This is a genomic window from Thalassospira profundimaris (assembly GCF_003326755.1).
Classification (GTDB): Bacteria; Pseudomonadota; Alphaproteobacteria; order Rhodospirillales; family Thalassospiraceae; genus Thalassospira; species Thalassospira profundimaris_B.
In genome coordinates, this window is the sequence record NZ_JPWH01000021.1 from 68,141 (window position 1) to 79,683 (window position 11,543).

An 11,543-nucleotide genomic window follows, 5' to 3' on the forward strand; every position below is an offset into this window, starting at 1 on the left:
CCCTAATTATCGCGGCGTGCAAACCACGATGAAATTTGCGACAGCGTGTTATAGCGCGAGGTATCAAGCAGGCTTTGCCGCCGATAGTGCGCATTCCGGTTAATCACGCTGCTTTGCCTTGCATAGGCACCATTGGCGGCATCCTGCACATCCAGCAAATTGCGCGCCGCGCCGCTTAACACCGCCTCGGCCGACCCAACCGCCCCGGCTGCAATCCCCGATGCCCCCTGGCGTGCCCGCAAACTGGCCTGTTGGGCACGCAATTGCCGGGCGCGTTTGGCATCATCCGCCGCCTTTTCCGCCGCCAGCGCCTGTTGCTGGCTTTCGCGCTCGGCATTAATCTGCTTTGCGGCTTTGCGGCTTTGATCCCGGCTATTCGCAATTTCAGCGCCGGTCTGCACCGCGCCTGCAATCACCGGGGCCCAGTTTGAAAATCCACCCATCAGTCATTCACCCCCACTTCACTGCTAACGCCCAGCAACACAAACGGCCCCGGCCCATCGCCTTTAATGCGCCAAAGGCCATCCTGCCCGCCGCGTTTCCACCCCATTGCCCGCACCGTAATATCGCCCCGAAACAATCCCGCCGCCTGATCCAGCACCCGGCCCGCTGCCGGTTTGCGCAGGGGAATGGCGCGCATTCCGCGTCCCACATCCACCGCCAGCCCCGCACTGTCATGCAACCGGAAGGTCGCACTGATCAGGCGCAAACACGCCCCGCCATAGGGGCGCGATCCATCTCCCCCCACCGGCGGCAGGGCGGCAATTTCGTGGGTAAAGGGCAGCCCGGCAACAATCGATGTCGCCGGGCGATCCAGCGCAATATTCCCGCCCTCCACGGCAATATCGCGGTAAAGCTGCCCATCGGCCCACACCGCAACATTCAGGCCATCCAACAAACCAAACTGGCCCCAGCGTTCCTGTGGTGTGCTATCCCCGGCGTCACCGGTAATCGCCAGGTCAAAACCAGTATCATCGTCAAACCGGCCCAGAAAAAACCTTCCGTCGCGTTCAATCGCCAGGTAAACATCCCCGCCACTCACCGCGACATTGCGAAAATTGCCATCTGTTTCCTGTGCGCTCCAGGCGGTTATTCCCTCGCCACGATAAAGGGTCAGGGTGGCAAGGCTGCCATCGCCCATCACCACATGCAAAAGCCGCCGGTTGGCATCATAGGCCTGATCAACAGGTGAATGGATCAAATGCCCCGACAGCAACGCCAGATCTGCCGACCCATAAGCCTGTTCCAGATCGGTAAATAAAAATTCGCGCATCTCCCGGCCGTTACGTGCGGCAAATACCGTTGCGCCATCAATATTGGCAGGCGGCACATTGCGATCTGCTGCACTACCAATGCGGGTTTGCCGTGTGACCTGAATATTTTGCGGGGTAAGCGGTGTTCCACTCACCATCCATTCCGCGCCACTGGTAAAAACCTGCAAGTCCCGGCCCGAAAAGACCGCCGAAATCGCACTGACCTGATCCGCCAACAGGGCAAATTCAATCGCCTCGTCATCCAGCCCTTCGCCCAGCTCGAAATTGAACAAATCCCCCGAATGCGACAGCCACAACCGGTTGGGCAAATCACGCGATCCGCCAATCACCATCCGGTCCTGATGAAATGTCACACTGCGCGGCCAGCCCCGCGCCGCCGAAAAGGCCGGTTCAGCAAAATCCTGCGTTTCCCCGGCATCGGGCAGGTTGGCACGCAAGGTCATTTTGGCGTGTTTGCCATCACTCACACTGTCAATTTTGCCTTCCACCCCGCGAATGCGCCATTGCAGGCCCACATGCCCCACCACAAACACATCCTCGCTTGCCACCAGCGATATGGTCCCGCTGCTGCCCGATGGTTTTATCGACACATAAGGTTCGGCAAATTTGTAATAGGGTTGCTGGCGGCTGACATTGGTTTCCCCCCAAACCCAGCTTGTCACCAGCCAGTCATCATCCGCCTTTGGTACAATGCGGATCGGCGTTACATCCGGGTGCACCACCAGCAACGTATCCGCACTTTGCGTCCAGCTTATTTGCGGTAAATGCTTGGCCTCAAACGGTGTGGTCAGTTCCTGCACCACCACATCACCGGCATAAACCGTGGCCCGCAAATGCCAGAACACCACCAGAAACGGCTGATCAACGTTAAATTCAAACGGCACCAGCCTTACCGGCCCCGAAACCGCATCAATCAACCGCACGCCGGGCCTGCGGCATACCCCGCCCGATGGCTGCACAAACACATTGCGCAATTTTGCCGCCCCGTTGCGATAGGCGGCAATATCGCCGCGCCCCCACAATTCCGGTGCCAGTTCCCCGGCACTGAAGGTCGTTTTTTCCAAAATGCTGCGTGCCATTATCCCCGCGCCTCCAACAGGGGAAAATCCTCTATCCGGCGCGGTGTTGATTGCTGGGCATCGGCCAGGCGCGCCTGGTGAAACAAATCATCCGCCCGCTTGTGCAAATATTCCGCCCGGCTGGTACTTTCGGTTAAGGGCAGGCAAAATTCCGCTGCCAGGCGGGCAATCAGGGCCATGTCAAACCAAACGGGGAACGATGCCTCTGCCATCCGGCCGACATAGCGCAAATAGGCCCGCCTGCCCGCACAGGCGACAACACCCTTGCGCAACTCAAATTCCGGCAGGGCACTGCCTTCGGTCTCTAATGCCAACAGCCGGATAAAATCGCCCGGCAGGGCAAATTCCTGCAATCCGTCGGGCGGGGTTTCTGCTGCATCATCGTCCCGTCCCCGGCGCGGCAACCACATGCCACGCGCGGCAAACCGCCACGGATAAGCCGCCAGCATCCCGTCACGCAGGGCCGGGTAGAGCATGCCCGCCACCTCCGCCTCCACCGTTTCTTCGGCAAAGGAGGCAATCGGGTTCACGCCAATCATCACCAGTGCCCGCGCACATAATGCCACATCGCTGAGCGCCATATTTCCCCTTCCTTCCCCCAAAACAATGGCCCGACTCACGATGAGCCGGGCCACATTCGCCTTATTCCCGCAATTTCCTAACCTGCCCCGCCCCGGACCAGGACCATCACCCCGCCCGTCAATCGGTATTGGTCGTGCCAATCGCCGTCATGTCGCGCACATCCACCCCGTTGGCATCGGCCTGCACCACCAGAAACATCCCGCCCGAAACCCCGCCATCGCGGTTGGTATTGGCAAACATGATGTCGCCGGGGCGCAGCATGTCACGTGCCCCGGCAAAATAATTTGCTGTGTCCACATCGGTTGCCACATCCGGGGTAATGTAATGCCACAGGGTAAATCCGTTGGCATAGGCCAGAACACTCAAATTCCGGGCCTTGAAACCTTCTGCCATTTTTGCTGCTCCTGAATTTTGCGAAAATCATCCAACCCGGCCACCCGCCGGGGACATGGCAGGCACAAAAAAGGCCGCAACATCCCGTCGCGACCGTCCCCTGCCTGCCATAAATCCGCCTGTGTCGCCGCTCGCACCTATTCTTTTGCCAGCAGGCGCACCACCCCGGCATCGTCAATCAGGGTGGCACCCTGGCTCATGGAATTGCTGATAAAATGCGCGGCCCGGTCGCCATGCCAGGTAATGTCGGTCTGCACATCCGCCCCCACCCCATGACCAATCGCCGTGCGGTGATACCAGAAACAGGCCCGTCCCCCCTCCACCTTGGGCAGGCCGGAATGGGGCATCCACAATGTCCCCAGCCAGCGTTTGGCCTGTGTGCCCTTCCACGGCAAATCGTCATTGCCCACATAATCGGACGAGGCAAATTCCCGGATCGTCAAAAGCTCCGACCACTGTTTCCAGCCAACAATGGCATAACGCTGCCCGTCATCGGGCACATCGTTGGTGCCCAGCTTTTCAAATGCCTGCAAAACCTTTTCCAGCACCAGCCCGCTGTCATTATGGGCGATTTTGGTCGTTGTTGTGCCCATCGCCGCGATAATCAAATCATCGGTCTTGCGGCCCAGCGCATAGGCCCCGGCATTGGCCAGAACCATTTTTTCATCATGGTTGACCTTAAGCTCGTCTAGCGCATCCACCCAGTCCCCGGCATAATAATCCTGCAAATCGCAGCGTACCGGGTCATGGGACATATTCATCACCGGCACATAGCCATGCCGGGCCTTTGTGCTGGCAACCCCCTTGCCCACCCGCTGAAAGGTGGTGGTTGCGCCCTTCACCCCGTTTTTCACCCGCACCGTATTGCGCAGTTTCGAGCCCATGCGCTGATAAGCCTGATGCACATCGGCCTGAAAATGCTCGATAAAGCTTTTATCAATCGAAATACTCATTTCATCCCCTTTTTGCAAAAAACGCCCACACGCCACCTGGCACAGCAAACAAGGCAGCAAACGCCTTAATTCCTGCGTTAAGTGTCATTTTCTGGTCATGCTTTGATGTTTGATTTCTCCTTCCGGATTCTGGCCTGGGGGCCAGAAAAATCGGCTGTTTCATGGTCGCCGGACGACCCCGATTCACACCAACGTCAACCCGTCGGAGCCTTCCAGGTGCGCGCACGTACTTACGCAATTTTCACTGTTGTCGCTTTGGGGGCGGCAGGTTATTTCGCCCTGCCCTACACCCCCATTCCCGGTTATGTCGATGCCTTCACGGCACGTGTTTCCGCCCTTACCGGCTTTGGGGCCGACCGCATCCGCAGCCGTGTTCTGCCCGATATGGAAAAACGCCTGAAGGATGCCAACATCGCCGTCGGAGCCCCGGTTTATCTGCGCGCCTTCACCGCCGACCATGAAATCGAGGTCTGGTTGCGCGGCGATCATCGCTACAGCGAAATCCAGGATGCGACCTTCTGCAAAGATGCCGAAACCGGCAATGCCTCCTTCCAGACACCGCCACCGGGCGCTTACACCATCTCGCGCGAGGATCTTTCCCCCAACAGCCCCAACAATGTCGAACTGACCTTAACCCCCCTGCCCGATGACGATGCCCCCTCGCCTGCGAGGGCAACCATCACCTACAGCCTGCATGGCAACTGCGCGAATGGCCCTGGCATCGCCCTTAAAAACAGCGACATCGAGCAGATTTATCTTCTTGTCGATGCCGCCTTGCGCGCCGGTCAACCCTCGGTCCCGGTACATATTTTTGAAAAACCCTATGCCATGGATGACAGCGGCACCCTAAGCCAGGATACCACCGGCAACAGCCCGGCCCCGGGCCTGTATGATGTATACGCCGCCTTTGAACGCACCCGTATCCCGCCCGAAATTCACAAAACCGACGGGCGTTATCAGGTTGACCCGGCAAATTAAGACCGTTGCCTTTAACCTTGTCGTAACCCCCGTCTTTTAAACAGGGCGCGCCAATATCTGGTTTTCAGGCCGTCTCCATCACGGCCGGGCCTGCATCTGACCCGTGCAGGCTCATTCATTGCGGTGCAGGCGGTCAAAGGCCGCCTGCACCTGCGCCACAATCACCGGGTTGCGATCCCGCCAGTAACGCGGGTCATTCATCAGGCGGTCTATTTCCACCTCCGGGGCTTCCCGGGCACTGCCCGTCACTGGTGCCACCAGGCCCGGTTCGCCCGCTTCATGCATTAACTTATACAGGGCCCTTACCCCGTCGGGGCTTTGTGCCATCGCCTGATAGGCATCGGGCAAGTTCTTTTGCCCCCAGCGTGCCAGGCGCGGGGCCAGTTTCACCCATTGATCTTCCCCGCCAAATTCCGCCGCCAGTTGCGCCTGCATCAGGGCTGCTTTGGCCCCGTTCGCAAGCTCCGCTGCCATCGGTGTTAAAATTTCCCCGGCCAAATCATAAACCAGTTGCGCCTGTTGGGGGGTAAAGCCCGCCTCATGCAGCCGGGCATTGACCTGCGCGTTAACTCCCCCCAACGCATCCGCGCCCTCAATCACATAACCTTCCGCACTTTCCGGCACGCCCAGGGCGCGGTAAAAGGCCTGCCAGTCTTCCGCACTGCCATCCTCGCCTGGCACCACCCATTGCGGTGCCTCTGTCATCTCTGTCATCTCTGTCATCGCGCTGTCCGGCGCTGCCTTTTCAGCCCCCTCGGCAACCGCATCATCTGCCATGCCGGTGGCTTCAATCACATTGCCAGCCGGGCTCTCGCCCGTTACGTCCACACGCGCCGGCCCGGTGTCATATGCTTTTGTCATCATCAAACTCCCTGTCATTATGCCCGGCCCTTAACGCCCCTGCGCCCCCACACTGGCCCGGCGCAGCATTTGCAACACCAGGGCGCGTTGCCCCTCCAGCATCCAAATCGCAGCCATTCCGGCATTTGGCCCCAGCGTGCGTTCCAGCGTCATGGCGCGGAGTTGCGCACAAATTTCCGCCCCATCCGCGCCCCCCGCCGCGCCCAGCACCCGTTGCCACACCAAATCCTGCCGTGCCCTGTCCCGTGCCTGTCGCTCCGGGCTCATCGCACTTGCCCGCATTCCGTCGCCCATTTCGGCACCCGTTCCAGTCTCCCCTTTGTCCCCGGCATTCCGCGTGTCGAAAAATGAAGTCCCCTCAAACCAGTCCCACCCAGCCCCATTTTCCGCCGCATTATCGCCTTTGGCCCTGCCCCCAGTTCTGTCATAGGCGTCATGTGCCTGCCCGTTATCCTGCCCCCACCTCAGAACATCCGTTTCCGTGCTGTTTGCCATTAAGTCCCCCGTTTTTTTCATCGCCTTCACAACGCTCCGGCGCATCAACCGCCATTTGCCTGCATTCCCAATGACAGGGGCGTAGTGTCCGGCTGGCCCGCATCCTGCTGTTGCGGTGCGCTTTGGGCGGCATCCGGCCCGGTCAAATCCGCCATCATTCCGGCCAGTTCCACAGGGTCAAATGCAGGCTGCAACAAATCGGGCGGCACGCCAAACCGCTCGGCAAGCCAGCGCACCGTGCGGTCAATGTCCACACTTCCCGTCGCCTCCGGTCCCAATTTGGTCAATCGTTCCAGCCAGTCCAGCACCTGCCCTGCCTCTGCCTTGCGGCCAAGCTGCGCCATGGGTGCGCTGTGGCGCAAACACACCACATTGCCATCCAGCGGAATGTCGGGAAGCTCCCCACTGCGCGCCAGCACATGCAATGCACGACGCATCAGCGGAAAAATCAGCTCCGCCTGCAAGCGGCTATAGGTCGCGGCCAGCAAGCGCGCATTTTCCGATGCACGTTCCAAAACCTCGGTCGCCGTCATGCGCGGCGCATCGACCTGGCCCAAACGGTCGGTTAACAAACAGCGGCGAATACGCTCGCGCAAATCGGCCAAAACAACGTCGGAGACATCAAATCGCCCCGGTGCATCCAACGGTGTTAACCCCGCCGACCCCACCGCCTTGGGAATAATGCTACCCGGCACCAGCCGCACCGTTGCCGGGTTCAAAATGCCGTCATCATCGGCCTGCCAAATGCCCGTCACCGCAATGGAGGCATTTTTCAACACCAGCTCCACCACCTTGTTGGCGGTTTTAATATCGGGCAGGGCCTTCATCACCGGCGAACGCCCATAAATTTCGCCCGGTGCCTTTAACCAGCGAAAGGCGATATAGGGCGATACGGCAAACCGCCCTTTGGCAATGACCTCGTCTGGCGTGCCGCCCTCGCCCAAACCGGCCGGATCACTGGCAAAAAACACCACATAATCATATCCACTCTGCCCGCTTCGCCCTGGCAGCACCGCCTCGATCACGGCATATTTTTCCAGAACCCTGTGGTCATTTTCACGCAACCGGGCAGGAATTTTCGCCTCCGGCCACTTTTCCAGAATGTCATCAATTCCCAGCCAAAGCTGGCGAAACACGGCATCAAGCCTGCCATCCACCCGCTCTTCAAAGGCCAGTTCACGCACCGGCACAGCGGCAAAGCGAAACCGCGACGGCGCATCCGCCTCCGCTTCTTCCAGGCGCAGGCACGCCGTGCCCACCGTCACCAGGTCCAGATAAGCCTGATGGATTTCCACGGCAAAATTGGATCGCTCAAAATGCCCCTGCACAATGCGCACCACCCGCGAAAGTTTCCCGGCCAAATCAGGCTGCGCGCCATCGGGCACCGCGTCACCCGGCACCATTTCAAACCACCCGCCCGAGGGGGGCGTTACCTCGCCCAACAAACTGGCGGCCAGTTGCTCCACGGCATCGGGCGCGGTGGCGTCAAACACCCGGTCAAACTGCTTCTTGCCGATATTGGCGGTGCCGGGCCCCCCACCGCCAAAACCACCGCTCCCCCCTCCCGGTCCCGCCCCGTTTTCCTGGCGCTGGGGCAGGGCAAATTCATAACATTCCTGCCAGTGGCGCTGCCAATGCGCACGCCGCTGCATGGCGGCCCGAAACCGCTTGCGCAATGTTGCAGGGTTGATGTTTTCCATTCCCGCCCGTTCTGTCATCGCAACCCGCCCCTTCTGCCCGTTTACCGTTTGTCAGTCACCCTTCGCCCGGAAGCCAGAACCAGAGCCACAAACCGTAACGCCTGCTTCCTGAACTCCAAGACCAAGCCAAAACCCGAACCCAAACCCAAGCTCAAGCTCAAGCTCAAGCTCAAGCCCAAGCCCAAGCCCAAGCCCAAGCCCAAGCCCAAGCCCAAGCCCAAGCCCAAGCCCAAGCCCAAGCCCAAGCCCAAGCCCAAGCCCAAGCCCAAGCCCAAGCCCAAGCCCAAGCCCAAGCCCAAGCCCAAGCCCAAGCCCAAGCCCAAGCCCAAGCCCAAGCCCAAGCCCAAGCCCAAGCCCAAGCCCAAGCCCAAGCCCAAGCCCAAGCCCAAGCCCAAGCCCAAGCCCAAGCCCAAGCCCAAGCCCAAGCCCAAGCCCAAGCCCAAGCCCAAGCCCAAGCCCAAGCCCAAGCCCAAGCCCAAGCCCAAGCCCAAGCCCAAGCCCAAGCCCAAGCCCAAGCCCAAGCCCAACGCAAAAACCCGCCACCGTTTCCGGCAGCGGGCGCATTTCTGGTGTTGATTTAGGTTTTATAACCCATAATAAAGAACAAATCAAGAACTTTTTTGACAAATTTTTGATCTGTTTGCCAAATGGCGATAAAGCCCGCGCGGTGTCACCACCCACCACGCCGAAATCCCCAGCACATGTTTAATCACCCCAACACAGCTTGCCACCCCCAGCCGAAGGCGCGGCAGATTGTCCGATGGCACTGTCACCCACAGGCAGTAATGCCCGCGCGCCCGGTAATACGCCGCCGGGTCAAACACATCCGAAAACCGCCATAACGCACATTCCAGCCGATGGCTCGCCGGGTTCAGATAAATCCAGCATCCGGCCTCGCCCGTTTCCAGCACGGCAAAACAATGGCGAAACGCCCTGGGCAACAGCCGCAGCAACCATTTATCCGGCGCATCGGCAAACACAACCAGCACCCGCCGCCCGGTTTGCCCGGCCTGTGTGGTTTGACGGATTTGCATGATTTGTGTGGTTTGCTTGGCTTGTTTGGCTTCAAAGGCCTGCAAAGGTTCGGGAACATCAGGTGCCCCATTCGCCCTGCCCCAAATATCCACCATCCCCCGCATGGGCTGCATGGCCTGCATGGCGCGCCACTCAAAACCCTTGCAAAACGGCCATGTTCCGGCACCACGCGCACCCGGTACACCCCGCCCGGCTTTATCGTCGCTCTCGGTCCACTGCCCTACAAATCGCATGGCGACAGATCCCCCTGCATCTCGTAATTCTGTGACGCGGCATCATCAAATTCCGGGGGATCCCCTGCCCCGTCCGGGTCCACAATGCCCCGCCGCACCAAAACATCGCGCAGGGCCAGCATCGCTTCCTGCCACAAATCGGCCTTGCGGCTTTCGGCTTCCACCCGGTGGTCCGGCAGCCTTTCGACCACCCCGTAATATTCCAGCACCTGCAAATGCGCCTGGCCAATCACCCCGCCACGCCATAACCGTGTCACCGCATTATAAATATCATCCGGGTCACAGGGGCGCGTCACCTCGCCCGCATCGGCCACAACCCGCGCGCCCTCTATCCGTGCCGCCTGGCAGCGCACAAACCAGAACCACGCCTGCTCCGCACTGGCAAACAGGGTCATTTCCCCGCGCCCCAGCGGTTTGGGGAAAAGTCTTTGTTGTGTCATTTCGCCCTCCTGATAGGATTTTCACCATTCCCGGCAGAAGGCAGGGCCAGCCCTGCCAATCCGCCGCCCCTTTGCTGCCACTGTCCTGCCGTCAACCCCCGGCACGCTGAAATCCGCCTGCCCGCAAGGGCGGTCAATTTGCCAAAAAACGCAATCGGGGCGTCACCGCACCTCTGGTGCCGCGTCCTGTTAGAACCGGACATGAACAGTGATAAAAAAGGAACCACACATCACGGGCCTCATCTCGCACCACCAGATACATATCCCCGGATGCAATTCTCCCGCTGACACTCGATTTTTAATCCCTTTTTGTTCTCTTTGTAAAGGACTATTTTCCTATTTTGTTCTCACCGTCAGGAAAGGAATAAATTCCCTGTCCTGTTGCATGCCAACCCTGTTAAACTGAAACCATGATCAAACATGACCTCATCTGGGCCGCCCTCGACAAAATAGCCGGGGACAAGGGCCTTTCGCCCTCCGGCCTGGCCCGGCTGGCCCAGCTTGACCCGACCACATTCAACCGCTCCAAACGCAATACGGCGGCGGGCAAACCGCGCTGGCCCTCAACCGAAAGCATCGCCAAGGTGCTCTCGGCGGCGAATGTGACGTTCCGGGAATTTTCCGAATTGATGGATGGCAATGCCGCCGGGCGCGTACCGGTCATCGGCTTTGCCCAGGCGGGCAATCGCGGCTTTTTTGATGATGCGGGCTATCCCGTTGGCGGCGCGTGGGAGGACATTACCTTCCCCGCCCTGCACGACCCCACCGCCTATGGCCTGCGCATTTCAGGCGACTCGATGACCCCGGTTTTTCGCGATGGCGATCTCATCATCGTTTCCCCGGCATCAAACATCCGCCCGCGCGACCGCGTCGTGGTCAAAACCCGCGAAGGCGAAGTGATGGCCAAGGAACTGGTCCGGCGCGGCGCAATGGGGATCGAGCTTAAATCCCTCAACCCGGACTACGAAGACCGCTATATCGAAGCCAAAGACCTCGACTGGATCGCCCGGATTTTATGGTGCAGCCAGTAAATCCCTGCCCCTCTAAAATCGAACCTGCTACAATGAATAAAAGATGTTTGAAGATGCCGAAGATAGTTGTAGCTACCCTCTAAAATCGAACCTGCTACAATCTCTTGCTCCAACCAAAACACTGTCTTGGCGTTGTAGCTACCCTCTAAAATCGAACCTGCTACAATTCGGTGCGGGCAAACATCGCAATCAGGTGGGTTGTAGCTACCCTCTAAAATCGAACCTGCTACAATACACTTCTGTGACCGTACACCGACCCGATAGTTGTAGCTACCCTCTAAAATCGAACCTGCTACAATGATCGCCGATCAAATGAGCATGTATAACGCGTTGTAGCTACCCTCTAAAATCGAACCTGCTACAATCGAGGCGTCGCAATACTGGCCGGTCCTGCAGTTGTAGCTACCCTCTAAAATCGAACCTGCTACAATCGAGGCGTCGCAATACTGGCCGGTCCTGCAGTTGTAGCTACCCTCTAAAATCGAACCT

General features: G+C 59.1%; 13 protein-coding genes and 1 CRISPR repeat array. Of the genes, 3 read left to right on the forward strand and 10 right to left on the reverse strand.

Features of this window, described 5'->3' with window-relative positions; translation table 11 throughout:
• Positions 1 to 2: 2 nt before the first annotated feature.
• From TH25_RS19350 to TH25_RS19370, 5 genes are all read right to left on the reverse strand, one after another.
• The gene (locus TH25_RS19350) at positions 3 to 443 is read right to left on the reverse strand and encodes a hypothetical protein (protein ID WP_114089939.1); all 441 of its coding nucleotides are present in this window, start codon (positions 441 to 443) and stop codon (positions 3 to 5) included.
• Positions 443 to 2,353, reverse strand: a complete 1,911-nt coding sequence (locus TH25_RS19355) for a phage tail protein (protein WP_114089940.1) — start codon at positions 2,351 to 2,353, stop codon at positions 443 to 445. Before TH25_RS19355 ends, TH25_RS19350 begins: the two co-directional genes overlap by 1 nt.
• Positions 2,353 to 2,934 (reverse strand): phage connector family protein, encoded by a 582-nt coding sequence (locus tag TH25_RS19360; RefSeq protein ID WP_114089941.1) that lies wholly within the window; start codon positions 2,932 to 2,934, stop codon positions 2,353 to 2,355. The genes TH25_RS19355 and TH25_RS19360 overlap by 1 nt, the downstream gene beginning before the upstream one ends.
• A 118-nt stretch (positions 2,935 to 3,052) precedes the next feature.
• Positions 3,053 to 3,328, reverse strand: a complete 276-nt coding sequence (locus tag TH25_RS19365; protein WP_073953665.1) for a hypothetical protein — start codon at positions 3,326 to 3,328, stop codon at positions 3,053 to 3,055.
• Positions 3,329 to 3,465: 137 nt separating this feature from the next.
• Positions 3,466 to 4,281 (reverse strand): phage capsid protein, encoded by an 816-nt coding sequence (locus TH25_RS19370; protein ID WP_114089954.1) that lies wholly within the window; start codon positions 4,279 to 4,281, stop codon positions 3,466 to 3,468.
• A gap of 216 nt (positions 4,282 to 4,497) precedes the next feature.
• Between TH25_RS19370 and TH25_RS19375 the strand changes: the two genes are divergently transcribed.
• Complete coding sequence (locus TH25_RS19375; RefSeq protein WP_147253053.1) at positions 4,498 to 5,259, forward strand: hypothetical protein; 762 nt, start codon at positions 4,498 to 4,500, stop codon at positions 5,257 to 5,259.
• Positions 5,260 to 5,370: 111 nt separating this feature from the next.
• Here TH25_RS19375 and TH25_RS19380 read toward each other — a convergent pair whose 3' ends face one another.
• From TH25_RS19380 to TH25_RS19390, 3 genes are read right to left on the reverse strand one after another with little or no spacing between them, the layout of a single operon-like run.
• On the reverse strand, positions 5,371 to 6,123 hold the full coding sequence (locus tag TH25_RS19380) for a capsid assembly protein (RefSeq protein ID WP_114089943.1): 753 nt from the start codon (positions 6,121 to 6,123) through the stop codon (positions 5,371 to 5,373).
• A gap of 27 nt (positions 6,124 to 6,150) precedes the next feature.
• Positions 6,151 to 6,615: a Bbp19 family protein gene (locus TH25_RS19385; protein WP_147253054.1), complete on the reverse strand. Its 465-nt coding sequence runs from the start codon at positions 6,613 to 6,615 to the stop codon at positions 6,151 to 6,153.
• 44 nt (positions 6,616 to 6,659) lie between these two features.
• Complete coding sequence (locus TH25_RS19390) at positions 6,660 to 8,333, reverse strand: portal protein (protein ID WP_114089945.1); 1,674 nt, start codon at positions 8,331 to 8,333, stop codon at positions 6,660 to 6,662.
• A gap of 30 nt (positions 8,334 to 8,363) precedes the next feature.
• On the opposite strand from TH25_RS19390, the gene TH25_RS25115 reads away from it, so the two are divergent.
• Entirely contained in the window at positions 8,364 to 8,891 is a 528-nt protein-coding gene (locus TH25_RS25115) for a hypothetical protein (RefSeq protein ID WP_181847726.1), read from the forward strand.
• A gap of 32 nt (positions 8,892 to 8,923) precedes the next feature.
• Here the strand turns inward: TH25_RS25115 and TH25_RS19400 are convergent, their stop codons facing one another.
• Positions 8,924 to 9,583 (reverse strand): hypothetical protein, encoded by a 660-nt coding sequence (locus TH25_RS19400; protein ID WP_114089946.1) that lies wholly within the window; start codon positions 9,581 to 9,583, stop codon positions 8,924 to 8,926.
• Positions 9,571 to 10,023, reverse strand: a complete 453-nt coding sequence (locus TH25_RS19405) for a hypothetical protein (protein ID WP_181847729.1) — start codon at positions 10,021 to 10,023, stop codon at positions 9,571 to 9,573. Before TH25_RS19405 ends, TH25_RS19400 begins: the two co-directional genes overlap by 13 nt.
• Before the next feature lie 410 nt (positions 10,024 to 10,433).
• On the opposite strand from TH25_RS19405, the gene TH25_RS19410 reads away from it, so the two are divergent.
• On the forward strand, positions 10,434 to 11,054 hold the full coding sequence (locus tag TH25_RS19410; protein WP_404969431.1) for a S24 family peptidase: 621 nt from the start codon (positions 10,434 to 10,436) through the stop codon (positions 11,052 to 11,054).
• A 65-nt stretch (positions 11,055 to 11,119) separates the two neighbouring features.
• Positions 11,120 to 11,485: direct repeats of the CRISPR family, unit length 36 nt; unit sequence GTTGTAGCTACCCTCTAAAATCGAACCTGCTACAAT.
• Positions 11,486 to 11,543 lie beyond the last annotated feature (58 nt).